This is a genomic window from Arthrobacter sp. E70 (assembly GCF_058266945.1).
In genome coordinates this window covers 22,690-46,717 of record NZ_JBYQFR010000015.1, presented here as the reverse complement: position 1 = coordinate 46,717, position 24,028 = coordinate 22,690, and the positions used below count along the sequence as shown (strand labels likewise).

General features: G+C 67.2%; 21 protein-coding genes, 1 tRNA gene and 2 riboswitches. Of the genes, 7 read left to right on the top strand and 15 right to left on the bottom strand.

What is annotated here, in order from left to right:
- Window positions 1-33 precede the first annotated feature (33 nt).
- On the bottom strand, window positions 34-2,526 hold the full coding sequence (pcrA, locus tag AC3IMC_RS17265; protein WP_490919896.1) for a DNA helicase PcrA: 2,493 nt from the start codon (window positions 2,524-2,526) through the stop codon (window positions 34-36).
- 137 nt (window positions 2,527-2,663) lie between these two features.
- Entirely contained in the window at window positions 2,664-3,494 is an 831-nt protein-coding gene (locus AC3IMC_RS17260) for an inositol monophosphatase family protein (protein ID WP_490919894.1), read from the bottom strand.
- A 32-nt stretch (window positions 3,495-3,526) separates the two neighbouring features.
- Here AC3IMC_RS17260 and AC3IMC_RS17255 point away from each other — a divergent pair, with 32 nt between their 5' ends.
- Window positions 3,527-4,156 (top strand): hypothetical protein, encoded by a 630-nt coding sequence (locus AC3IMC_RS17255; RefSeq protein WP_490919893.1) that lies wholly within the window; start codon window positions 3,527-3,529, stop codon window positions 4,154-4,156.
- 37 nt (window positions 4,157-4,193) lie between these two features.
- On the opposite strand, the gene AC3IMC_RS17250 is transcribed toward AC3IMC_RS17255, so the two are convergent.
- On the bottom strand, window positions 4,194-4,967 hold the full coding sequence (locus AC3IMC_RS17250) for a DUF998 domain-containing protein (protein ID WP_490919892.1): 774 nt from the start codon (window positions 4,965-4,967) through the stop codon (window positions 4,194-4,196).
- Window positions 4,968-5,049: 82 nt separating this feature from the next.
- On the opposite strand from AC3IMC_RS17250, the gene AC3IMC_RS17245 reads away from it, so the two are divergent.
- From AC3IMC_RS17245 to AC3IMC_RS17235, 3 genes are all read left to right on the top strand, one after another.
- Window positions 5,050-5,122 (top strand) — tRNA-Arg (locus AC3IMC_RS17245).
- A 1-nt stretch (window position 5,123) separates the two neighbouring features.
- A complete protein-coding gene (locus AC3IMC_RS17240; RefSeq protein WP_490919891.1) occupies window positions 5,124-5,609 on the top strand; it encodes a DUF6314 family protein in 486 nt (161 codons plus the stop codon).
- A complete protein-coding gene (locus AC3IMC_RS17235) occupies window positions 5,606-6,037 on the top strand; it encodes an NUDIX hydrolase (protein WP_490919890.1) in 432 nt (143 codons plus the stop codon). The genes AC3IMC_RS17240 and AC3IMC_RS17235 overlap by 4 nt, the downstream gene beginning before the upstream one ends.
- Here the strand turns inward: AC3IMC_RS17235 and AC3IMC_RS17230 are convergent.
- On the bottom strand, window positions 6,034-7,947 hold the full coding sequence (locus AC3IMC_RS17230; protein ID WP_490919889.1) for an ABC transporter ATP-binding protein: 1,914 nt from the start codon (window positions 7,945-7,947) through the stop codon (window positions 6,034-6,036). The two genes, AC3IMC_RS17235 and AC3IMC_RS17230, sit on opposite strands and share 4 nt — an antisense overlap.
- Window positions 7,944-9,611 (bottom strand): ABC-F family ATP-binding cassette domain-containing protein, encoded by a 1,668-nt coding sequence (locus AC3IMC_RS17225; RefSeq protein ID WP_490919888.1) that lies wholly within the window; start codon window positions 9,609-9,611, stop codon window positions 7,944-7,946. Before AC3IMC_RS17225 ends, AC3IMC_RS17230 begins: the two co-directional genes overlap by 4 nt.
- Before the next feature lie 189 nt (window positions 9,612-9,800).
- On the opposite strand from AC3IMC_RS17225, the gene AC3IMC_RS17220 reads away from it, so the two are divergent.
- Together AC3IMC_RS17220 and AC3IMC_RS17215 are read left to right on the top strand one after the other, a co-directional pair.
- Window positions 9,801-10,538, top strand: coding sequence for a hypothetical protein (locus AC3IMC_RS17220; protein WP_490919887.1), 738 nt, complete (start codon window positions 9,801-9,803; stop codon window positions 10,536-10,538).
- The gene (locus AC3IMC_RS17215) at window positions 10,535-11,272 is read left to right on the top strand and encodes a hypothetical protein (protein ID WP_490919885.1); all 738 of its coding nucleotides are present in this window, start codon (window positions 10,535-10,537) and stop codon (window positions 11,270-11,272) included. Before AC3IMC_RS17220 ends, AC3IMC_RS17215 begins: the two co-directional genes overlap by 4 nt.
- 198 nt (window positions 11,273-11,470) lie before the next feature.
- Here the strand turns inward: AC3IMC_RS17215 and AC3IMC_RS17210 are convergent, their stop codons facing one another.
- The 10 genes from AC3IMC_RS17210 to AC3IMC_RS17165 form a co-directional block, all read right to left on the bottom strand.
- Window positions 11,471-14,503: an alpha-mannosidase gene (locus AC3IMC_RS17210; protein ID WP_490919883.1), complete on the bottom strand. Its 3,033-nt coding sequence runs from the start codon at window positions 14,501-14,503 to the stop codon at window positions 11,471-11,473.
- 115 nt (window positions 14,504-14,618) lie between these two features.
- Window positions 14,619-15,497 carry a formate dehydrogenase accessory sulfurtransferase FdhD gene (gene fdhD, locus AC3IMC_RS17205; protein ID WP_490919882.1) on the bottom strand — a complete coding sequence of 293 codons (879 nt, stop codon included), beginning with the start codon at window positions 15,495-15,497 and terminating at the stop codon, window positions 14,619-14,621.
- A 53-nt stretch (window positions 15,498-15,550) separates the two neighbouring features.
- Window positions 15,551-16,939 carry a molybdopterin molybdotransferase MoeA gene (locus AC3IMC_RS17200; RefSeq protein ID WP_490919880.1) on the bottom strand — a complete coding sequence of 463 codons (1,389 nt, stop codon included), beginning with the start codon at window positions 16,937-16,939 and terminating at the stop codon, window positions 15,551-15,553.
- Window positions 16,936-17,229, bottom strand: a complete 294-nt coding sequence (locus tag AC3IMC_RS17195; protein WP_490919879.1) for a DUF6457 domain-containing protein — start codon at window positions 17,227-17,229, stop codon at window positions 16,936-16,938. Before AC3IMC_RS17195 ends, AC3IMC_RS17200 begins: the two co-directional genes overlap by 4 nt.
- 15 nt (window positions 17,230-17,244) lie before the next feature.
- Window positions 17,245-17,901 (bottom strand): molybdenum cofactor guanylyltransferase, encoded by a 657-nt coding sequence (mobA, locus tag AC3IMC_RS17190; RefSeq protein ID WP_490919878.1) that lies wholly within the window; start codon window positions 17,899-17,901, stop codon window positions 17,245-17,247.
- Window positions 17,902-17,955: 54 nt separating this feature from the next.
- On the bottom strand, window positions 17,956-18,456 hold the full coding sequence (locus tag AC3IMC_RS17185) for an HNH endonuclease (RefSeq protein ID WP_221387133.1): 501 nt from the start codon (window positions 18,454-18,456) through the stop codon (window positions 17,956-17,958).
- 267 nt (window positions 18,457-18,723) lie between these two features.
- Window positions 18,724-19,488, bottom strand: a complete 765-nt coding sequence (locus AC3IMC_RS17180; protein WP_490919877.1) for an NlpC/P60 family protein — start codon at window positions 19,486-19,488, stop codon at window positions 18,724-18,726.
- Window positions 19,489-19,650: 162 nt separating this feature from the next.
- Window positions 19,651-20,316, bottom strand: a complete 666-nt coding sequence (locus AC3IMC_RS17175; protein ID WP_490919876.1) for a C40 family peptidase — start codon at window positions 20,314-20,316, stop codon at window positions 19,651-19,653.
- Window positions 20,317-20,386: 70 nt separating this feature from the next.
- Window positions 20,387-20,564, bottom strand: a riboswitch (cyclic di-AMP (ydaO/yuaA leader).
- A 128-nt stretch (window positions 20,565-20,692) separates the two neighbouring features.
- Window positions 20,693-21,514, bottom strand: a complete 822-nt coding sequence (locus tag AC3IMC_RS17170) for a M23 family metallopeptidase (RefSeq protein WP_490919962.1) — start codon at window positions 21,512-21,514, stop codon at window positions 20,693-20,695.
- 10 nt (window positions 21,515-21,524) lie between these two features.
- Window positions 21,525-21,735, bottom strand: a riboswitch (cyclic di-AMP (ydaO/yuaA leader).
- 149 nt (window positions 21,736-21,884) lie between these two features.
- Window positions 21,885-22,580, bottom strand: coding sequence for an iron-dependent transcriptional repressor DtxR (locus AC3IMC_RS17165; protein ID WP_490919875.1), 696 nt, complete (start codon window positions 22,578-22,580; stop codon window positions 21,885-21,887).
- A 276-nt stretch (window positions 22,581-22,856) separates the two neighbouring features.
- On the opposite strand from AC3IMC_RS17165, the gene serC reads away from it, so the two are divergent.
- The gene (gene serC, locus AC3IMC_RS17160) at window positions 22,857-23,987 is read left to right on the top strand and encodes a phosphoserine transaminase (RefSeq protein ID WP_490919874.1); all 1,131 of its coding nucleotides are present in this window, start codon (window positions 22,857-22,859) and stop codon (window positions 23,985-23,987) included.
- Window positions 23,988-24,028 lie beyond the last annotated feature (41 nt).

Here is a 24,028-nt window from a genome sequence, read left to right as displayed (position 1 = left end):
CAAGGGCCTGCCCTCTCTACGGTTCCGCAGGTCCTACGCGTCGAGCTTAGTCAGCGGCGCGTACCGCAGCAGCAGGCGCTTCTCGCCGACGTCGAACTTCACCTTGGCCACGGTTTTGTCGCCTGCCCCTTCAAGGGCCAGGACCGTTCCGTTGCCGAAGCTTGTGTGGTTGACCTTATCCCCCACGCTGACGGCGATGATTTCCTTTTGTGGTTGGACCCGGTTCTTCGCGATGAACGCAGGGACGTCGGCGTTAAAGCCCGCGGAAGAATCTGCCGCGGCGCCCCGGGCGGTACCGGCGCCCCAGAACGATCCGCTATACCGGCCGGAGCCGATCGAGCCGCCGCCTCCCCACGACTGCCGGCTCGTTCCTTCCCGCTTCCATTCCAGGAGCTCTGCAGGGATTTCTTCCAGGAACTGGCTGGCAGGGTTGTACTGGCTCTGGCCCCACATGCTGCGCACCTCGGACCGGGTGACATACAGCCGTTTGCGGGCACGCGTGAGTCCCACGTAGGCCAGCCGGCGTTCCTCGGCCAGTTCCTTGGGGTCGGTGGCGGAGCGCTGATGCGGGAAAAGACCGTGCTCCATGCCGGTGAGGAACACCACGGGGAATTCGAGGCCCTTTGCCGTGTGCAGCGTCATGAGGGTCACCACGCCCAGGCGCTTGGCCTCGGCAACCGCGGAGTCGATGTCCGCGCCGGGGGCATCCGGGATCTGGTCTGCATCCGCCACGAGCGACACCTGTTCCAGGAACGCGGCGAGGCTGCCTTCCGGGTTCTCCTGCTCGTATTCGCGGACGACGGCGACGAGTTCGGCCAGGTTCTCCACCCGGGACTCATCCTGCGGGTCCGTGCTGGAGCGCAGCGCCGCGAGGTAGCCGGTCTGCTCCAGGACGGCTTCCAGGGCTGCCGCCGCGCCTGAGCCTGCAGCCACTTCCGCCAGGTCATCCAGGAGCTTCACGAAGCCCAGGACGGCATTAACGGAACGCGTGGCCATGCCGGGAGCGTGGTCCGCACGCCGCGCCGCGGCCATGAAGGACGTGCGCTCACGCTCCGCCAGGGCTGCCACCGCCCCTTCGGCACGATCCCCGATGCCGCGCTTCGGTTCGTTCAGCACGCGGCGCAGGTTGACGTCGTCGTCAGGGTTGACCAGGACGCGCAGGTAGGCGAGGGCGTCCTTGATTTCCTTCCGCTCGTAGAAGCGGGTGCCCCCCACCACCTTGTACGGAAGGCCCACGCGGACCAGCACGTCCTCGATTGAGCGGGACTGGGCGTTGGTCCGGTAGAAGATGGCGACGTCGCCGGGCCGCAGGTTCTCCTCGTCCTGGAGCCGGTCTATTTCCTTGGCGATGAACTGCGCTTCGTCGTGCTCGTTCTCGCCCACATAGCCGATGATCTTGTGGCCCTCGCCCTCGGCGGTCCACAGCCGCTTCTCGGGTCGGTTTGGGTTCCGGGCAATGACCGAGTTGGCGGCACTGAGGATGTTCTGCGTGGAGCGGTAATTCTGCTCCAGCTTGATGGTGCGGGCCTCCGGGTAGTCCTTTTCAAACTCCACGATGTTGCGGATGTCAGCGCCGCGGAAGGCGTAGATGGACTGGTCGGAATCGCCTACCACGGTCAGTTCCGATGCCCCGGGCCCCTCCCCCACGATCTCGCGAACCAACGCGTACTGGGCGTGGTTGGTGTCCTGGTACTCGTCCACCAGGACGTGGCGGAACCGCCGGCGGTAGGACTCGGCAAGCGCCGGGAACGCGCGGAACATGTAGACGGTTTCGGCAATGAGGTCGTCGAAGTCCATGGCGTTGGCCTGGCGAAGCCGCTGGGTGTAGCCCTTGTAGACGTCCGCAACCGCATGTTCGAAGGGATCGTTGTAGTTGGCCGCGGAGGCATAGGAATCGGCGTCGATGAGCTCGTTCTTCAAGGCCGAGATCTTGTGCTGGATGGACTTGGGCGCAAATTTCTTGGGGTCCAGGTCATGGGCCTTGGCCACCTGGGTAACCAGCCGGAGGGAATCCGCGGAATCGTAGATGGAGAAGTTGGATTTGAGTCCAACGTTGGCAGCTTCCTGCCGCAGGATGCGGACGCAGGACGAGTGGAACGTTGAAATCCACATGATCTTGGCGCGGCCACCCACCAGGGCCTCGATGCGCTCCCGCATCTCGGCGGCTGCCTTGTTGGTGAAGGTGATGGCCAGGATTTCCCCGTGGTGGGCGCGGCCGGTGGCGATCAGATATGCGATCCGGTTGCTGAGCACGCGGGTCTTGCCGGATCCGGCGCCCGCGACGATCAACAGCGCGGACCCGGCATGCTTGACCGCTTCCTCCTGCTGCGGGTTCAGTCCCTCCACCAGTTGGGCGGGGTCCAGGCGGTGGCTTCGGTGTTGCCCTTCCGGTGCCCGGTCTGCGTGGACGCTGCCGCCGCTCCCCGGGGCCGCGACTGCGCCTTCCGTGGCCGACTTGGTGCGGGCGGCGGCTGCAGGCGCGGCCTTGAAGGGTCCGTCAGAGTACGGGTCAAACAACATATCCATGGTGCCTACAAGTCTAGGCGGTGGGACCGACAGGCTCTTCCTGCCTGTGGATTGGCGGTCGAATTGCCAGCCGTTATCCACATAGGAGACTTACGTCCAAGCGGGCTCCCGTCCAGCAGCCGGTGTTGCCGTGATGCCTACGCCACCGACGCCGACTGAAGGGCCTCACGCAGCTGGCGTACCGCCGTCGTGCCTCCCGCCATGAACCACTGCAGGCCGTTGACCGTGACGGTGTCCACTGAGCCGCCGGCCGCCGCGACGATGGCCTTGCCCGGCAGCCAGTCCCACTCCGGACAGCTGTGCTGGAACCAGCAGCCCAGCTGCCCGTCCGCCACGCGGCCCAAGTCGCAGGAGCCCGAACCCAGCATGCGAAGGGAGGCAGCGGAGGTGGCTGCCGCGTGCCAGGGCATGGCGCACATGGGGTCCATGAGCCAGGTGGGGTGGATGTAGGTGGCCGCACCTAGTTCGGCCACGGCGGTGGTGTTCCGCTTGCCGTCGTCGTCAGTGAAGACCGTCAGAGGTTCGCCGTTGAGCGTGGCGCGCCTGTCCCGGCCGCCGAGCCACAGCTTGTTCTCTTCGGGCTGGAAGATGGCACCCAGCAGTACATCGTCCGAGTCCTTCAGTGCGATCGCCGAGCACCAGTACGTGGAGCCATGCAGGAAGTTATAGGTGCCGTCCACGGGGTCAATGACCCAGGTGCGGCCGCTTGTGCCGGTAATGGAGGTGCCCTCTTCGCCCATGATGCCGTCGTCCGGGCGGCAGCGCCGCAACTGTGCAAGCACGTAGGCCTCGGCCGCATGGTCCGCCGCGGTCACCACATCGGAGATGGAGGTCTTCTGTTCGGATTGCAGGCCGCCCATGCGCATGAGGAGCGCCAGCTGCCCGGCTTCCTTCACGAGCCCTGCTGCGAGCTGGTAGTCGTCCAATGCAGGGTCAAGTTCAACAGCGCTGTGCCGGCCAATGGTCATGGCTTCAGTGTAGGGGGCGGGATAATGGTGCCATGGCCAAAACCCCTGCCCAGCGGATCAAGAAGCACGGCGCCAACGCGGTCGTCCCGCAGCATCACCTGCCGCCGGTGGTGAATCCCACTACGGCGCGCACGCCTGAGAAGGCGCAAGGAAACAGCAACCTGATCGTGATTGCAGGCGTGGTGGCCAGCCTGTTCCTCTTCTGGTACCTGCACCTGCTCACCCTGGACCAGCTCACGCAGCTCACCGAAGGCCGGGCGATGCCGGATTCCTTGGTCGGCGGTTTCGATGCGGACTACATCAGGCAGCTGCAGGCGGTGATGAACACTGATGCTTTGGGCCAGCTGAACTACGTCCACAAGACCGCAGGAACCCTGTTCCCGCTGATCTTCGGGTTTACGTGGCTGCTGCTCATCGGCACGAACGTGGCCCGGAAGGCGCTGCGCTGGGGCCTGTGGGCGCTGCCGCTGCTGTTCGTGGTGGTACGGCTCTGGGGCAATGTTGCCATCGACGCCATGCTGGCCTCGAACGGTCCCGATGCCGGGCAGGTTGCCTTGGCGTCCGGCCTCACCGTTGCCGGCTGGGTGCTGTTCGTCTTGAGCCTGCTGGCTGGCGCTGCGGCGGTGCTCCTTCGGAAGCGGAAAGCTCCGGACAAAAACTAGGGCGCAACCACGCCAGGCGGGCCAGGCCACCCAACCGCTAGGGCGCGTCCGCCCGGGCGGCAAGGGCCAGAGCACGCCGCGCCTTCCGGTGACGGTGCACCCGGCTGGCCACCACCAGTCCGGCGGCAGCCATCCCCACAGTCACCGGATATGCCATCAGCCGTTCCAGTGTGCCCGGCTCCGGCACACCCATCTGGGTGAGGCCGCCAGTGGCGAGCGCAGCGGTCGACACGGCGCCGCACGCCAGGATGAGCCATGCCATTCCGGTTTTCCGCAGCCACAGCAGGCCCAGCACCAGCAGGGCAGCGGCGCCCGCGACGAAGTACATGATGGCGCCCGTGTAGTGCCACGGGGAGCCCACATCCTCGGGAACGAGCCCCACGATCACGGTCCCGGCACCTGCGGCGCCCGTCAGCAGCCGCACCCACAAGGCGGCCAGCCAGGGCTTCCGGCGCCGCCGGTCCACCCGGGCACCAGGGCGTGCGGCCACGCACAGCAGTCCCGAGGTCAGGAGCACCGCGCCCAGCAGCATGCCAAGCCCCTGCACCACGAACGAAGCGTTCATCAGCCAGTTCAGCGGCGAGCAGACGTCCCTCCCCGAGTAAACGCCGCAATGGATGGCGCCAAGGTCGCTGATGTAGCCGGTCCGGAGGTCGTAGGGCCGGGGACCTGCCCAGGCCATCGCCACCGCCGCTTCGGCGGCAAAGTACTGCAGCACGCTCAGGGTGGACCACGCACCGATGTAGTGCCGGGTGGACGCAGTGTCCGGAATATAGACAGCGGACGGAGCGGCAGTCGGTGCTGGACTCATGGGTTGAGCGTAGTACGCCCGCGCACCTTGTATGCTTGTAACCGTGTCCGGACGGACCGGTCCCGCCGGCCCCCGGACGCGCGCCCTCGTAGCTCAGTGGATAGAGCACGGCTCTCCTAAAGCCGGTGTCGTTGGTTCGATTCCAATCGAGGGCACTTGAACCGTCGTTCCCCGGAGCCGCACCTCCGCGCCTACCTCCTCGGCAGCGCACCGGGCAGCCCTGCGCCCGGACGGCCGGGCCGGTGGCACGTCGAGCGTGACCTGCTGGACCGCTCGGATGGCACCCGCGGAACCTTCTCCGGCGTCGTACTTTTTACGCCAACGGACGACGGCGGCCTGGTCCTTTCCGAGGAAGGCACCATGCGCTGGCCTGCTTTCACCGGCCCCGCCTCGCGAGCGTATGTGCTGAAGCCTTCGGGCCAGCCGGAGGCGCTGGACGTGTTCTTTCCCGACGGCCGGCCCTTCCACCGGATGAGCTTCGCCCCGGACGCCAACCTGGACATCCACTGGTGCGACCCGGACACCTACCGCGTGGCGTACACATGGGAGGGGCCGGACGCGTTCAGCTACAGCTGGGACGTGGCCGGGCCGCGCAAGGACCTGCTGCTGGTGTCACGGCTGGTGCGGAAGGCGGACGCGTGAAGGACCGCATCGTGGTGTCCGCCGTCTGCGTCTTCGACGACGCCGGCCGCCTCCTGACCGTGAGGAAGCGCGGAACCGCCATGTTCATGCACCCCGGCGGCAAGCCGGAGCCGGGCGAAACCGCGGTCCAGACAGCGGCCCGCGAGCTCGCCGAAGAGGTGGGGATCGTCGTCGACCCCCGGGATCTTGCCCTGATGGGCGTCTGGATCGCCGAGGCCGCCAACGAGGCCGCCACCGATATCGAGGCGACGGTCTTCGTGGCCCCGGGCACCTGGGAAGCCAGGCCGGCGGCGGAAATCGCGGAGATCCGCTGGCTGGACCTTGACCTGCTGACCCGCGGCGCGTCCTTTCCCCGGGACCTGGCACCGCTGCTGACTGACCACATCCTGCCCGTGCTCGCCGCCGCTCCCCTGGAACCGCGCGACTAGTACTCGGGTACAGCTTCCTGCGCCACGGCTGTCGCTTCGGCGAACTGCGTCCGGTACAGCTCGGCGTAGCGGCCGTCGGCCGCCAGGAGCTCCATGTGCGTTCCGCGCTCCACCACGCGGCCGCCCTCCACCACCAGGATGGCGTCGGCGGCACGGACGGTGGACAACCGGTGGGCAATCACGACGGCGGTCCGCCCCTCCAGTGCAGCCCCGAGGGCTGCCTGCACAGCGGCTTCGTTCGTGGAGTCCAGCGCCGCGGTGGCCTCGTCCAGGATGACGACGCGCGGCTGGGCGATGAGCAGGCGGGCGATGGTGAGGCGCTGCCGTTCACCGCCGGAGAGCCGGTAGCCGCGCTCCCCCACCACCGTCTCCAGCCCGTCCGGCAGGGACCGGATCATGTCCTCCAGCCGCGCCTGTCGCAGGACGTCCCACATGTCCTCATCTGTGGCGTCCGGCCGGGCCAGGCGGAGGTTGGAGGCGATGGTTTCGTGGAAGAGGTGCCCGTCCTGGGTGACCATTCCCAGCGTGTCCCGCAGTGAGTCGAACGTGGTGTCGCGGACGTCCACGCCGGCTCCCGGCATCGAGCCGCCGAGCCGCACAGCCCCGGAGTCGACGTCGTACAGCCGGGCCAGCAGCTGTGCGATGGTGGACTTGCCGGCGCCCGAGGAGCCGACCAGCGCCACGGTCTGGCCAGGTTCCACCCGGAAGCTGATGCCGTGCAGCACTTCCTCCCCGCCACGGGTGTCCAGCGTAGCGACCTCCTCCAGTGACGCCAGCGAGACCTTGTCGGCGGCCGGGTAACCGAAGCGGACGTTGTCGAACTCGACCGAGACCGGCCCGGCGGGAATCGGCACCGCATCAGGCTTCTGCTGGATCAGGGGCTGCAGGTCCAGGATTTCAAAGACTCGTTCGAAGCTGACCAGGGCGCTCATGATCTCCACCCGCGCGCTGGACAGTGATGTCAGCGGGGCGTAAAGCCGGGTGAGAAGGAGCGCCAGGACAACCACGTCCCCGGCCGCCAGCTGGCCGGTAATGGCCATCCAGCCGCCCAGGCCGTAGACCAGGGCCAGCGCCAGCGCGGAGACCAGCGTCAGGGCCGTCACGAAGGTGAACTGCAGCATGGCCGTGCGGATGCCGATGTCACGGACCCGCCCGGCGCGGAGGGCGAACTCGCGGGATTCGTCATCCGGCCGGCCGAAGAGCTTCACCAACGTGGCCCCCGGGGCGGAGAACCGCTCGGTCATCTGGGTTCCCATAGCGGCATTGTGCGCGGCGGCTTCACGGCGCAGGTCCGCCAGCTTCGAGCCCATGCGGCGGGCCGGGATGAGGAAGATCGGCAGCAGCACCATGGCAAGCACCGTCACCAGCCAGGAGGTATTGAGCATCACGGCCAGCGTCAGGGCCAACGCCACGACGTTGCTCACCACGCCGGAGAGCGTGCCGGCGAAGGCGGACTGCGCCCCGATGACGTCGTTGTTGAGCCGGCTGACCAGGGCGCCGGTGCGGGTGCGGGTGAAGAAAGCGATGGGCATGCGCTGGACGTGGTCGAACACGCGGGTCCGGAGGTCCACGATGACGCCTTCGCCGATGGTGGCGGACAGCCAGCGGGTCAGCAGCCCCACGCCGGCCTCGCCAACGGCCACGAGGGCGATCAGCACCGCCAGCCGGATGACGGTGTCCGCCCCGGCGTTGGCAATGATGGCGTCAACCACCTGCCCGGCGAGCACCGGCGTGGCGACCGCCAGGAAGGCACCCGCCACCGAGGCGAGCACGAAGGCAATGAGCTTGCCCTTGTGCGGCGCGGCGAACCCCAGGACGCGCCGCAGCGTTTCCTTCGAGATCGGCCTGGAGCCGCTCTGGGCGGTGCTGATGTTGCGCAGTGAATTCCAGGCCACGCGGTCCATGCTCATGGTTGTTTCTCCTGGCTTGGGATGCGGTGGAGCTCCTGGACTTTTCCGTTGTCCAGGTGCCACCGGGAGTCGAGTCGTACGTTTTCCAGCAGCCGGCGGTCGTGGGTGACAAGCAGCAGGGCGCCCTCGTAGCTTTCCAGCGCCTCTTCAAGCTGTTCGATCGCGGGCAGGTCGAGGTGGTTGGTGGGTTCGTCCAGCACCAGCAGGTTCACGCCGCGTGCCTGCAGCAGGGCAAGGGCTGCACGGGTCCGCTCGCCGGGTGACAGTGAGTCGACGGTCCGCGACGTATGGTCGGCCTTCAGGCCGAACTTGGCCAGGAGCGTCCGGACGTCGGCGCTGGTCCAGTCGGCCAGCACGGCTTCGACGGCGTCAGCCAGGTTCCGGCCGCCGTCCAGGAGGCCCCGGGCCTGGTCAATCTCGCCGACGGCGACGGAGGCACCCATGGAGGCATCGCCGTCGTCCGGTTCCTGGGTCCCCAGCAGCAGGCGCAGGAGGGTCGACTTGCCGGCGCCGTTGGGTCCGGTGATGCCGATGCGTTCGCCGCCATTGAGCTGGAGGTTGACCGGGCCCAGCGTGAAGTCACCCTGGCGTGCCACGGCGTTGCGAAGGGTGGCGACGACGGCGCTGGACCTGGGTGCCGCGCCGATGGAGAACTGGAGCTGCCATTCCTTCCGGGGCTCCTCCACCACGTCGAGCCGGGCGATGCGCGATTCCATCTGCCGGACCTTCTGCGCCTGTTTCTCGGACGACTCCGTGCTGGCGGCGCGGCGGATCTTGTCGTTGTCGGGATTCTTTTTCATGGCGTTCCGCACGCCCTGCGAACTCCACTCCCGCTGGGTCCGCGCCCGCGACACCAGGTCCGCCTTGGTGGCGGCGAACTCCTCGTACCTTTCGCGGGCGTGCCGCCGCGCCACGGCCCGCTCCTCAAGGAACGCATCGTAGCCGCCGTCGTAGACCGCCACGCTGTTCTGGGCCAGGTCCAGCTCCACCACCCGGGTCACGCAGCGCGCCAGGAATTCACGGTCGTGGCTGACCAGCACCACGCCGCCGCGCAACCCCTTGACGAAGGCTTCCAGGGTGGCCAGGCCGGCCAGGTCGAGGTCGTTGGTGGGCTCGTCCAGCAGCACCACGTCGAAGCGGCTCAGCAGCAAGGCGGCCAGCGCCGCCCGTGCCGCCTGGCCACCGGAAAGACCGGTCATCAGGGCGTCCGGGCCTGCGTCGAACCCCAGCTCAGCCAATACGGCGGGCATGCGGTCCTCAAGGTCCGCGGCCCCGGAGGCCATCCAGCGGTCGAAGGCGCGGGAGTAGGCGTCGTCGGCTCCGGGCGCGCCCGCGCCGAGGGCCTCGGCGGTGGCTTCCATCTCGGCCGTGGCTTCCGTGCAACCGGTCCGGCGGGCGATGTAGCCGGCCACTGTTTCGCCGGCAACGCGGTCATGCTCCTGCGGCAGCCACCCGACGAAGGCGTCGGCAGGTGCCAGGCTGACAGTGCCTTCCTGCGGCTGGTCCACGCCCGCCAACAGCCGAAGCAGAGTGGATTTCCCCGCACCGTTGGCACCGACGACGCCCACGACGTCACCCGGAGCGACGGTCAGCGAAAGCGCGGAAAAAAGCACCCGGTGGCCATGGCCGCCGGCAACGTCCTTGGCAACAAGGGTCGCAGTCATCGATGTGGTCCTTTCGGGAACCGCCCAGGCCTGCAGGGCATGAAAGAACCCGCTGGTCCGGACTTGGGGGGTGTACGGACCAACGGGCTCGACCAACAACTATAGACGAACCGCCCGGCATGGGCAAAATCACGTGTACGCCAACACGGTAAAATCGATGTTGACCACCCTTTCTGCAGAGAGCACTTCATGACCCTCACCGCCAAGGCGTTCCAGCGCTGGCTGCAAGGCGTTGCCCCGGATGCCAGCACTGCAGATGTTTGCAGGGTCTCCGGTATCAAGCGCACTACGCTCGCCCAGCAGCTGGTCCGGGGAAAAATCTCCGTAGGCACCGTGGTCAGCATCAGCCGGGCCTACAACCTCAATCCCGTCACGGCACTGGCAAGTTTCGACGCCTACAGCGTCCTCGCCGGCCCCCCGCAGGCCCCCACCAGCTCCGAGCTGGTGAGCCAGATTTCCACTGCCGACCTCCTGCGCGCCGTCCTGGCCCGTCCCGCGATGGACCCCTCAGGAAGAACGGGCACCCCGCCCTTCGTCCTCACCCCGGCCCCGCACGCCACCTCCGTCAAGAACTGGGTGGACGCGATAGACGACGGCGAGGTCCGCCACCGCGTCTCGGCAGCGACCGGCGTGGCACCGCAGAACTACTCCGCGCAATTGACTGCCAACCGGCTTTCTCCTGAACTGGCGGTCGCCACCGCGTTGGCAGCCGGGGTAGCGCCGGCCAGCGGACTGGTGGCGACCGGAGTCATCACGGAAGAGGAAGCCGGCTGGCCCCCGGACGCCCGGCAAGCAGCTTTGGACAGCATGTCCGACGGAGAGCTGACCACCCTTGCCGGCGACCGGCTTCAAGCACTGGGCAAGACACTGCGCCGGCAGGAGCAGGACCAGGCGCAAACGGAAAAGATTTGGGAGAACCTGGGATGATCGAGACCCTGCAATGGACAACGCTGGCGGTTTGCGGCCTGATCGCGGCTGCCCGGATCCCCAGCGCGCTGCGCGGCGAAAACCGCTCCCTCTTTGGCATCTTTGCCTTGATGACCCTCGCCATCCTGCTCAGCATCCGGGAGCCCTACCTCGTCATCGACCAGGCCCTCGGCGGCACCAACATCGCCAACCTGGTGTTGCGCTTCGTCATTTTCGGTGCGATCTTCTTCCTGGGCGTCAGGGTGTCCAAGGGTTTCGGTGCCGACGCCGCCTACCGGCTTATCACCGGACGGACGGGGATGAGCGCCCTGCTGGCCGTCTCGGTCGTACTGGTCGCCGTGTTCCTCGCCATGGACACCACAGGCTCTTCAGCGGGCCTGACTGCGATCTCCGCAAAGGATGACCGCCACTACGCCCTCGTCGAGTACTACGGCGCAGCCGGCCGGGCCTACCCCGCCTTCGTGGGCCTTGCACTGTTGCCCGCCATGGTCCGCGCCGTACAGGAGCGGCTGCCGGTCCTTGTACGGATCGCGGCCGCACTCCTCGCGCTGGGCGGGGTTGCGGTGGCGCTGACGCTGCTCTTCCCTGTGATCCCAACTGAAATGGGAGCAGTTGAGTTCGTCATCAACTACACGGCGGTGCTGTGCTACATGGTGGGCCTGGCCCTGATCTGGGCCGCCAGGGTGCGGAACCGGCGGACCGCCACCGCGCGAAAGACATCTACCGAAACGTAACCAAAGCGGCTTTCACAAAATCATTAGAATGTGAAACAATCATAAAAGTGTGAAGGTGGGGCCGCCAAGGGTTCTCGAACGGGGATAAATTCTTGGACGCCGGCCGCCCCGGGGGCCTTCGCACTCATTGGGGGGATGAGTGGTGGCGGCCGTTGGGGACCGCCCCCACTCAGCCTGTTTAAGGCCCGTTACGGCACCCTAGCCCCGGGTAAACCGCAACGTCACCAGCTGGAACGGCCGCAGGTTCAGGTCCGCCCCGGTGTCCGTCGCCGCAACTCCGGGCGCCTCAACCGGACGCTCCAGGAGGTCCGTGGCCAGGACATCCCGCACCGGGAAGTGGGCCGAGATCCTCGCCGTGGAGCGCTGCCCCAGCGACTCGTACAGCCGGACCACAACGTCACCGGAACCATCCTGGGCAAGTTTGACGGCCTCAACCACCACGGCAGGACTGGAGACCGAGAACAGTGCCTCCACGGGCGAGCCACCCCGGACGAGCCGCGGCGCCAGGTTGGTCCGGTATCCCTCCTGCACCGCGTCCAGAATGTCCGCTCCAGGGCGGATGGTCACCGCAAGCTCATGGCGTCCACGGTCCGCTTCCGGGTCGGGGAACTTCGGGGCCCGCAGCAGCGACAGGCGCACCGTGGTGGTGGTCCCGCCGTCGGATTCCCTGATGCTCCGGGCAACATCGTGCCCGTACGTGGACGCGTTGGACACGGCAACGCCGTAGCCCGGTTCGCCCACGTGGATCCACCGGTGGGCGCAGATTTCGAACTTCGCCGCCTCCCAGGACGTGTTGGAGTGCGTGGGTCGGAAGACGTGCCCAAACTGGGTTTCCGCCGCCGACCGGTCAGCCCTGACGTCCAGCGGGAAGCCGAGCTTGAGCAGCTTCTCGCGCTCCTGCCAGTCCACCGAGGTGGTGATGTGCAGGGAAGGACTTCCGGGTGCCAGGGTGATGCGCTGGGTCAGGGGTGATTTCCCGGCCAGGCGTTCCACCACGACGACGGCGCTGCCGCCCACACTCTCCAGCCGGACCGCTTGGGCCCGGTCCAGTGGCGTGACGTTGCGCCGGTAGAACTCGTCAATGTCCCAGGCGTCCCATTCGTTGGGGGTGTCGCGGTGCAGCTCCAGCAGGTTGCCCCGCTGGCCGGGGGCGATGGCTTCCCGGCCGGTGGCATGGTCGCGCAGGGATGTGAGGAGCCCGTCGGCATCCAGCACGGCGCGGATGATGCCATTGTCCAGGATGTAGCCGCCGCCGGACGCTGTACCCGACGCCGGTTCCGCCGGCTCCCCGGGCTCCCCCACCGCCAAGGCCGGCACCCCGTTCCGGGCGTGCGGCGCGGCATTGAGCAGGAATTGCCTGTCACCGGGGCCAAGCAGTGCTGCCGCAGCATGGCCGATGATGGCTTCGAGTGCGGTTTCGATGGCCTGGTAGTTGCGTTCGGCGTCCTGGTGTACCCACGCGATGGCACTGCCGGGAAGGATGTCGTGGAACTGCTGCAGCAGCACCAGCTGCCAAAGCCGCTTCAGTTCCGCGGCTGGATAGTCATAGGCGCCGACGCACCGGACTGCGGCCGTGGTGCACCACAGCTCCGCTTCGCGCAGCAGGTGTTCGCTGCGCCGGTTGCCCTTCTTGGTCCGCGCCTGGCTGGTATAGGTGCCACGGTGCAGCTCCAGGTACATCTCACCCACCCAAACCGGGAGGGCAGGATAGTCCGCTTCAGCCTGGCGGAAGAAGCTCTCCGGGGAGCCGAGCCGGACTTTGGGTGATCCCTCCAGGTCCGCCGTGCGGACAGCTGCAGCCAGCATCTCGCGGGTGGGGCCGCCGCCGCCGTCGCCATAGCCAAAGGGCACCAGCGACACGCTGCCGCGTCCGTGGTCGCGGTAATTGCGTTCGGCGTGGGCCAGGTCCCGGGCACTGAGGTCCGAGTTGTAGGTGTCCACCGGCGGGAAGTGCGTAAACAGGCGGGTCCCGTCGATGCCTTCCCAGTTGAAGGTGTGGTGCGGCATCCGGTTGGTCTGGTTCCAGGAGATCTTCTGTGTCAGGAACCAGCGGCCGCCCGCGGCCTTAACGATCTGCGGCAGGGCAGCGGAGTATCCGAACGAGTCCGGCAGCCAGGCCTCCCGGCATTCGATACCGAACTCGGACAGGAAGAAGCCCTTCCCCTCCACGAACTGCCGGGCCATGGCCTCGCCACCGGGCATGTTGGTATCGGATTCGACCCACATGCCGCCCACGGGAACGAACTGGCCGGCCCGGACCTTTTCCCGGATCCGGCTGAAAAGCTCCGGGTAGAACTCCTTGATCCAGGCGAACTGCTGCGCGGAGGAGCAGGAGAAGATGAAATCGGGGTTTTCGTCCATCAGTGACACGACATTGGAGAATGTCCTGGCGCACTTGCGGATCGTCTCCCGCACCGGCCAGAGCCAGGCGGAGTCGATGTGCGCGTGCCCCGTGGCCACCAGCTGGTGCGCAGAGGCATATGCCGGCCGGGACAGGACTTCCGCGAGCGCTTCCCGGCCTGCCGCTGCTGTGCCCGCGACGTCGTCGGGGTCCATCACGTCCATCATGCGTTCGAGGGACCGGAGGATTTCGTGGCGGCGGGGAAGCTCCACGGGGAGCTGCTCCATGAGTCCCGCCAGTGTCCAGACGTCCTGCTGGAGGTCCCACACCGTCTGGTTCAGCTCCGCAATGGCGATGGTTCCCAGCCGATACTGCGGCGCATCCCCCGCGGTGGACTTGTCTCCCAGCGGGGTGGCAGCGAAGGTCCAGCCCTGCGCCATGTCAGGGTTGGCAGCGGCCTCGACGTAGAAGTCCACGGCCATGCCGCCGCCCAGCAGCTTCACCGGGATGTACTGGTTCCTGGGCGAGATGGCCTTGATGATGGTTCCGTCCGGGCGCCAGGCAATGCCCTCGCACTGGAAGCCGGGGGCTTCAATGGTGAAGCCCAGGTCCACCACCACCTCAATCGTGGTGTCCGGCTCGGTGCCCCAGGACTCAGGTACTTCCCCTTGCAGGCGAAGCCACTTGGTGCCCCATGGCTTTCCCCAGGGGGCCCCGTGCTCCTGCGGCTGGAATTCCTGCCGCATGGCTTCCAGCGCGGGGACGGGTTCGTCCGGCGCATCCCAGCTGCTCAGGGCAAGGGGTATGGTCCTGCTGTAGATGGCAGGGGTAAGGCGCTCACGCACAAACCTCTGCAGGCGGACTTCCGTGATCCGGCGGTCGTCGTGCAATGTGGGTCCTCTTCAACGCTTGAGACTGGATCATCGTGTCCATTCGATGGATAAAAATCTACCCGTTGGTAGTTTGATAAACCACCCCCGCAGCGGAAAGAGGCCGCAGCCGCTTTCAGGCGCCGCGGGCAGCTGCCACAGGCCGGAGCACCCGGTCCACGCCTGCATAGACATTGAAGCTGGTTCCCCGGCTGAAGCCTGCCACGGTCAATCCGTTCGCCTCGGCAAGTTCCACGGCCAGGCTGGATGGGGCGCTGACGGCGGACAGCACGGGGATTCCCGCCAGGGCGGCTTTCTGGACCAGCTCGAAGGATGCCCTGCCGGAAACCTGCAGGACCGTCCCGGCCAGCGGGAGCAGCCCCTCGCGCAAGGCCCACCCCACTACCTTGTCCACGGCATTGTGCCGCCCCACGTCCTCCCGCAGGCACAGGAGGCGCGCTCCGCCGTCGTCCTCAATCCTGAACAGGCCGGCGGCGTGCACTCCTCCGGTGTCGTCAAAGAGCCGCTGGGATTCGCGCAGCAGTGCCGGCAGGGATGCAAGGACCTCGGCGTCGACCGTCAGGGGGTCCGCCTGCGGACTGTAATGGGAGGACTTCCGGACCGCCTCGATCGAATCCGTTCCGCAGATCCCGCAGGAACTGGACGTGTACACCTTGCGCCCGGTGTCGGGGAGTGGGACGTCCGGCCGCAGTTGTGCCTCCACCACGTTGAAGGTCTGGACGCCGTTCTCATCCTCGCCGGCGCAGAACCGCAGCGACACCAGCTGTTCAGGAGCCCAGATAACACCCTCTGACACCAGGAATCCCGCCACCAGGTCGAAGTCGTCGCCGGGGGTCCGCATGGTCACTGAATAGGAGAGCCTGCCCAGCCGGATTTCGAGCGGTTCCTCCACCGCCAGGACGTCCTCCCGGTGCCGGACCGGGTACTCCAGGGCGCTGGGCGAACCGTCCAGGACATACTTGTGCACCTTCCGGCGCTGGGTTACGCGTCCCATGTTCCACCCTGCCTGTTCATAACTCCATCATGGCACCAACAGGGGGCGGCACCTCATCCGAGGAGCGCGCTCCAGTCCACGGGCCCGGCAGGCGCCGGCTTGGCCTTGGGCTGGGCGGTCTTTCCCGCGCCTCGGGGTTTCGGCTTGCCCGGCGACTCCGGCGGCGGGATGGGCGGCCCCCAAGGGAGGGCGAAGGCCGGCACGGGTTCGCCCAGCTGCACCCCGTGCGGAGGCACCACCAGGACACCGTCGGCAGAGGCCAGGCCGCGCATCATGCCGGGACCGGTGTGCTGGGCCGGGGATGCCATCCCGAACAGCAGCCGGAACGGCATCAGCCGCGTGCGTCCGGGGTCCGGCTCGATCATCGTTCCGCACGGCACTTCCTGCACCGCCGGCATGGCGGCGTGTCCCAGCGCGGCGAGCAGTGGAGCTCCGACCGTGGACAGGGCCATCATGGCAGCCAGCGGATTGCCGGGCAGGCCCAGCACGAATCGGCCATCGGGCAGTTCGGCCAGAACCGCCGGATGGCCGGGCCGCATCGCCACGCCGTCGATGAGCAGCCGCCCGCCCAACTCAGCCACGGCACGCCTGAGGTGGTCGGTTCCGGAGCGGCCGGTTCCGCCCGTAGTAATAACGACGTCGGCCGGCTGGCCGGGTGCATCCGGCGCCTCGGGTACCACGTCTTCGAGGGCAGCGAGCCACTCGGGGTAGGAATCGCCGATCCTCTGCCGGCCGCCCCGGATTCCTCCCAGCATCCCCACGACGTCCGGAAGCTGCGGGCCGAACGTGTCCCGGACCTGTCCGGGGGCCGGGGTGCCCTGCTCCACGACTTCCGAACCTGTGAACACCAGGCGCACCACCGGCTTGCCCTCGACGTACAGGTCGTCGTATCCCGCCACGGCTGCCAGGGCCAGGTGCGCCGGGTTGAGGTCCACGCCAGCCTTGACCAGGACGTCGGCCTCCAGGGCTTCCTCCCCTGCCTTGCGGATGTGCTCCCCCGCGCGCGGCTCCCCGGGCCGGGCGCTGCCTCCGGTCATCAGGAGGGGCAGCCCTTCATCGTCCTCGCCCATCAGGGCACTTTCGGTGCGGAGCACAGCCTTGGCACCGGGAGGAATAAGCCCCCCGGTCGCGATGGGGCTTGCCTGGTGCGGCGCCAGGCGCGTTCCGGGTTCCACGGGAATCCATGGACCGCTTCCGTTGACAGCCCAGCCGTCCATGGCGGAGGAGGCGTAGTGCGGCATGTCCTGCTGGGCCACGATGTCCCGGGCGAGTCGTCGTCCGAGGGCGCGCCCCAGGGGAACCGGCCCTGGAGGAATGGGGGTGGCTGCATCAAAGGCCGTCTGCCGGGCCTCCGCCCAGGTATGGGCAAGATGGTGGGGGGCGTGCTGTGGTTCAGTTGTCCCCTGCGGCGCCCCCGCTTCGCTGTGGGGTTCCTGCGTCATCCGCCGGGAGTCCCGGCGGATTCCGCATCATAGTCGGCGGCGAGCGAACGGGCCACGGCCAGGGCCGCCTCCATGGAGCCGCTGTCTACTTCGCCCCCGGAAGCCGCCGCCTGCCCGGCGGCAAAACCGGCAATAAAAGTCGTGAGGGGCGCGGCGGGCCGGACCACGGAATGGGCGGCGACGCCCGCGAGGGCAAGGACGGCGTTGATGTCCACCTGGACGTCCTCCAGGTTGTACGCCTGGAGCAGGGCCCTGCACCACTCTTCCAGTGTTTCGTCCTGGCTTTTCACGACTTGCCTCCCACGTTAGCTCCGCCCGCGCCGGTTCTGGGTTTCCGCCCCGGTCCCGGCGGCGACCCCCAGCGCGGCAGCATCATCCCAGGTATCGACGTCGGCGGTGGCACCGGCGGGGACTGTGACAAGCTGCACGTCCAGACTAGCAAGAAGCGCCCGCACCGAAGCGTTGACCAGCCTGTCACGGGCGGCCAGCTCGTCGGCGGCCTTTCTTAACCCATTCGTGCTATAAAAACCGGTGAGCGGCTGGGCCCTTCCGTCCGGGCCGCACGCCATGGCTCCCGGCGTGCCGGCGGCCGCCAGCAGGGCGGCATGCAGCACCGGGACGGCTTCGGACACCAGCGGCATGTCGCAGGCCAGGACCAGGGTGTAGGGGGCATTGGCCCCGGCTTCCGCCAAGGCGTACAGGCCCGCGGCAATGGCAGCGGCAGGGCCGGCATAGGCGGGTTCCTCACGGCACTCCAGCAGACCCGCCGGCAGGGTTCCGGCCGGAACGGACGTGGTGTCGCCCACCACCACGGTGCGGCCAGCGCCGGCTGCCGCGGCGAGGGACCGCTCCAGGAGGGACGAGCCTTGAAAGACCAGCGCCTGCTTGGGCACCCCGCCCAAGCGCGAGGACCGGCCGCCGGCCAGGATTACGGCATCAAAGTCACAGCGGCGTTCTTCCACTCCCCCACTGTAGCCACCGGCACGGTCCCGGCAGAAGCGACGGAGGCAGCGCGTTTAGGCAGCGCGTTCAGGCAGCAGGAAGGGATCCCAGGCCGGCGTCGGCTTCTCCAGTTCCTTGATCTGCCAGATGGTTCCATGCGGCGGTTCCGGGACAAACCGGAGTGTCCAGCCCATCTCGGAGGGGGTGTGGTCGCCCTTGACGTTGTTGCAGCGCAGGCATGCCGCCACCAGGTTTTCCCAGGAATCTGCGCCGCCGCGGGACTTCGGGTGGACGTGGTCGATGGTGTGTGCGGCTTTTCCGCAGTAAGCGCATTTGTGTCCGTCCCGGCGCAGCACCCCCCGGCGGCTCACGGCCGTGGAGTGGTTGTATCGGGGGCGGATGTAGCGGTTGAGGAGGATCACGGACGGGCGCCCCAGGACATCCGTGGGGCCCACGACGGGATCGTCGCCTTCGGCCACCACGCTCGCCTTGCCCGTCAGCACAAGCACCAGCGCCCGGCGGAACGTAACAACCGCCAGCGGTTCATATCCAGCATTCAGAACGAGAGTGCGCATGCACGTACCTCTTCACGGCCGCACCCGTCAGGGGCACGAGGGCCGGCTGCCCTCGGCATGTCCGGGCTATGGATCGACACCACAAGAGTAAACAGAGAAATGCAATATGAGGTAATCGGCGCCACATCCAGGGCGGAGGAGGGAACTGCATCCTGCACCGGTGCGCGGCCGGACAGCAGCGCTAAAACGCCAGGGACCCCCGCCTGGCGGCGGAGGTCCCTGGATATGCGGCGTCCGGTTTGTGGCCGGGACGGCGATCGAAAATGCTTAGCTGACGCGGATGAAGACCGGGCCGGATCCAACGTTCGCGCTGAAGACAACGGTCTGGTTGCCGTTGTAGCCCCCGTGGACAGCCATGCCGTTGCCGGCGTACACAGCGATGTGCGCCATGCCTGCGCCGCCGTCGGCGTAGTAGATGAGGTCGCCGGGCTGGGCTTCGGAGGCACTCACGGTGCGGCCCAGGGACAGGTAGCCGGCAGGCCAGTCGTGGAAGTGGATGCCGACGGCCGCCAGGGAGTTGGTGACCAGCATGGTGCAGTCCTGCATGACGCCAAGCTGGGCGTAGGCGGCGGACAGGATGGCCGCACCCTTGCCGCTGGCGGAACCCTGGGAAGTGGGGGCAGCAGCAGTGGAAGCCGTCTTGGCAGTGACCTTCGGGGCGGCCGGCGCAGCCGCGGCTTCCTGGACCTGTACCTGGGGCTCGGGCTCGGGCTCGGGCTCGGCCACGGGAGCAGGCGTGGTGGTCACGGCAGGCTTCTCGTAGCTGATGGCGATCGTAGAGGCTGCGGAGATCGGCGCGTCAACGACGGATTCGACTTCCAGCGCAGATGCGGGGGCGGAATCACGCTTGACGTTGGCGTCAGCAGCGTTGGCCGCGATGCCGCTGGTCAGGACCAGACCGGATGCGGCGGCGATGACCGCAGCCTGGCGGCCCATGCCGCCGGCGTTGTCGCTGACAGCCTTGGCAATGACAGCGATCGAATTGGTTTTGGTGACCTCGGCGCGGTGCCGTGCGGTAGCACGAGTCGTCATCAGTTCTCTCTTTCGTTTTTCCTCAGGACCGCTGTGGCTTGTCCGAGGGGTGTGGACGCGCCGGCATCTTGGGGGTACGCCGGCGCATCCCGAACGGGGATGTGGTGTTGAGCGAAAAGCTTGGGGGCAAAGAAAAAGCCCTTGGACCCGGGGGTCGAAGAACTAGTTCAGGGTGAAGAAGGAAGAGGAGCCGGTAGCCGTCACGGCGTGCAGCAAAGTTCCCTGCGAGGGGTTCAGCGCGCTGATCATCATGCCGTTGCCGACGTAGATGCCGACGTGCGCGCCACCGTTCTGCATGACAAGGTCACCAGGCTGCGGGGTGGAAGTCGGCTTCATCGCGGTCCACGCGTTCGTGCGGGGGATGCTGATGCCGGCCTGCGCGTAGACCCACTGGGTGAAGCCGGAGCAGTCCCAGCCCGTCACGGGGCTGGTGCCGCCCCAGACGTACGAGTGGCCGATGCCGGTGTAGGCGATCGCTGCAATTCCGGAGGTTGCTGCCGAAGAAACGGTCTCCGCTGCCTTCGCGGCTCCGGGGGCATCCTGTCCGGCGGTGCGGTCTGCCGCGGTGGACTGGGTCCGGATGGTTTCCACCTTGGGAGCGGCGGTGGTCTTGACCACGGGACGCTCGAAGGAAACCGTGGCGGTGGGCGCAGCGGTGACAGCGAGAGCGGTCTGTGAAGAGCCGGATTCGGTGGAGGCGGAGACACCAGCGGTGGTGTCCGCTGCGGTGGCCGGCAGTCCCATGCTCAGGATGAGGCCGGAAGCAGCTGCCACAACGGCAGCCTGGCGGCCTACGGTCCCGGCGTTGGCACTAACAGCCTTGGACACGGAGTCCAGGGGGTTATTGCGAACCGTTTGCGCACGGTGGCGCGCAGAAGTGTGGCGTGAAGACACGAAGGTAGCCTCTCCCAATGCCTGCGAGGTGAGCTGTCGGATTCGGATGGGAGTCACCCGGCCACACTGCTTCCTGCGAAGCTCGTGACTTAACCCCAAGGCCTTCGAAGTGAAGGCCAAAATTGGTTCCCCCGCCCCTGCCAGACGATGAAATGCGAACGGACCTTGAGCGGTGGCAGAGTTAGGCAATCCACTCAAGAGCGTCAACTTCGGAAAAGTTGACGCGAGTTAGACGGTACAGCAGTTTTGACCGAATGTCACATTCAGATCACGGACCGTGACCGGCAACTGAGAGTGGACGGTCATTTTCCTAGAGCCAGCCCATCGGGTCGACCACTTCGCCGTTGACCTGCACCTCAAAGTGCAAGTGGCAACCAGTGGAGGCGCCAGTGGTTCCGCTCAAGGCGACAACCTCACCGCGGGAGACGGTCTGTCCCACCTTGACGTTGAAGGACGAGAGGTGGTTGTAGGTGGTCTCAAGGCCGTTGCCATGGTCGATGACCACCCGGTTTCCGCCTCCGAACTCGTGCCAGCCGGCAAAGGTCACGGTCCCCGTGGCAGCGGCCAGGACGGAGGTCCCGCACTGGGCCACGAAGTCCTGTCCGCGGTGGAAATCTCCGGAGCCGCCCGTGATAGGGCTCACCCGGTAGCCGAACGGCGAGGCGGTGGCCAGGGAGGCCAGGGGTGCGGCAAGTGTGCCCGCCGAGGCGGCACGGCTGACGGAGCCGGCGGACTGCGCGCTGAGCAGCTGCTTGAGCTTGCCGTCAGGATCTGCCTGCGTGACAACGGCGGAGCGGCTGAAGTCGACCTGGGCGCCTATATCGGCGGAAATCTGGGGCTGCGGGCTGACCGCGGAAGCTGCAACGGGGGCGGCCCCCGCGGCGTCAGTGGCGAGGACGGGACCGGTGGCAGGCATGGCAACCGTCAGGGCGATACCGCTGGCGGCAAGGGCGATGCCGGCCTTCTGGCCAATTCCGCTGGCGGCGGCAAACTCCGTAACCTGCCGAAAGGGACCACGGCGGCGGCGCGCGTCGCGGTGCGGATCGCGGGGGCGCTCCGCGGCGACAACCTCGACGACCCGGGGTGTCGAAGCGGGGCCGGACGCGCGGCGGCGGCCCCGGGAGGTCTGCATGGTCAAGTGGGGTTCCTCTCTGGGTAAGCCTGCGGAGTTAGCTGTCGGATTCGGGTCAGAGAGTTCAAAGACCCGGTCCGCCGTAAGCAAGCTTCCGCACAGAGGTATCCCCGGAGGATCCTTCACTGGAGAGGCTTGCTGCTGACGGACTTCACCCCAAGGCAGTCCCCCGCTGCCGGTTGTGGTTCCCCCGCCTCTGCCAGTTACGACTCGTGCTCCTGATCCGCTGGCAGAGCTCGGCTCCGGATCAGGTAACGCTTAAGTATCAACGCTTGGTTCAACTATAGGGCCTTAAGTCCCTAAGTAACAATTCCGTTATCTTTGCATGGGCGCAGCCCGATGGGGTACGCCAAGCCTTCCCGAAGCAGTCCTACTGGAGGGCAACAAAGACGTGTGCTGCCACCTCCGGCGGCAGCTCCAGCGCACCCTCGATCCCCGGCACGCGCACGGAGATGTAATCGCCCACTCGTTCCAGGGCCACGACGGCGCCGGGCCGGATTCCGCCTTCGTCGAGCTGCGCCAGGAGTTCCGGTTCCACCTGGATGGGTTCTGCCAGCCGGCTGACGGTGACGCCGGAGGAGGGGCCGTAGTTCTTCATGGCTTCGAGCAGGCTGATCGCGCCGTCGGCAAAACCGGGAGCTGGCGGCCCGCCCAGTTCAGCTAGCCCGGGGATGGGATTCCCATAGGGCGATTCCGTGGGGTGGTCCAGCATTTCATAGATGCGGCGCTCCACCCGTTCGCTCATCACGTGCTCCCAGCGGCACGCTTCGTCGTGGACGTAGGCCCAGTCCAGGCCGATGACGTCGGCCAGCAGGCGCTCCGCCAGCCGGTGCTTGCGCATGACCTCGGTGGCGCGCTTCCGGCCCGTCTCCGTAAGTTCCAGGTGCCGGTCGCCGGATACCACCACGAGCCCGTCGCGTTCCATCCGGCCAATGGTCTGGGAGACGGTGGGCCCGGAGTGGCGCAGCCGCTCGGCAATGCGGGCGCGAAGGGCGACGATGTTTTCTTCCTCGAGTTCCAGGATGGTCCGGAGGTACATCTCCGTAGTGTCGATCAGATCCGTCATCCAGCTCAGCTCCTCGAGCGCAGTACCTTGCGTTGTCCCACCGTATCGCCTCTTCCCGCGGCGTGGTCCGGAGGACAGCTTAGCCTATTTTGACTTTGTCCGAATAGCCGTACCGGCACGTCTCATTGGCTGGACTATGACGGCCCCGGCTCCCGCCCCTACAGCTGTTCAGGCAGAATGGGGAGGGCCTGCGCTGCCACCCGGCGGCCGGCTGCCACCACCTGTCCGGCCCGATATCCCGGACTGAAGCTATGTCACCGCCGAATTGGAGCACCTGTGAGCGAAACCAGCATCACGATTCCCGCCGACCTCCTGCCCAAGGATGGGCGTTTCGGGGCCGGCCCGTCAAAGGTCCGGCAGGAACAGATCGATGCCCTGGCCGCAGCGTCCAAAACCATCCTCGGCACCTCGCACCGGCAGGCCCCGGTCAAGAACCTGGTCGGCTCCGTCCGTGATGGCCTGAGCCAGTTCTTCCGCGCGCCCGAAGGCTATGAAGTAGTCCTTGGCGTCGGCGGGTCCACGGCTTTCTGGGACGTCGCCAGTTTTGGACTGGTCGAGAAGAAGGCCCAGCACCTGTCCTTCGGCGAGTTCGGCTCGAAGTTCGCCTCTGCCACGAACAAGGCGCCGTTCCTGGATACGTCCTCCATCATCACGTCGGATCCCGGCACCCGCCCCGAAGCGGTGGCCGAAGCCGGCGTGGACGTCTACGCCTGGCCCCAGAATGAGACGTCCACCGGTGTTTCCGCGCCGGTCAAGCGGGTTGCCGGTGCGGATGACGGCGCCCTGGTGCTCGTGGACGCCACGTCAGCAGCCGGGGGCCTGGACGTGGACGTCGCCGAAAGTGATGTCTACTATTTCGCCCCGCAAAAGAACTTCGCGTCCGACGGCGGCCTCTGGCTGGGCCTCTTCTCCCCGGCCGCCATTGAACGTGCCGCACGGATCAAGGAAAGCGGACGCTGGATCCCGGACTTCCTGGACCTGCAGACCGCCATCGACAATTCCCGCCTGAACCAGACCTACAACACGCCGTCGCTGTCCACCCTGGTCACGTTGGATGCGCAGGTGCAGTGGCTGAATTCCAATGGCGGCCTGGACTTCGCTGCTGCCCGCACGGCCGATTCCGCGGGCCGGATCTACACCTGGGCGGAGGCCTCGGAGTTCGCGACGCCGTTCGTCTCCAACCCGGACGAGCGTTCCAACGTCATCGCCACCATCGACTTCGACGACTCGGTGGACGCCGCCACGGTGGCCAAGGTCCTGCGCGCCAACGGCATCGTGGACACGGAGCCTTACCGCAAGCTGGGCCGCAACCAGCTGCGCATTGCCACCTTCGTTGCCATTGACCCCGAAGACGTTTCGGCGCTGCTGTCCAGCATCGACTTCGTGGTGGGCGAACTGCGCAAGTAGTCCAGCATTAACGGACGACGGCGCCGCCCGGGTTCTCCCGG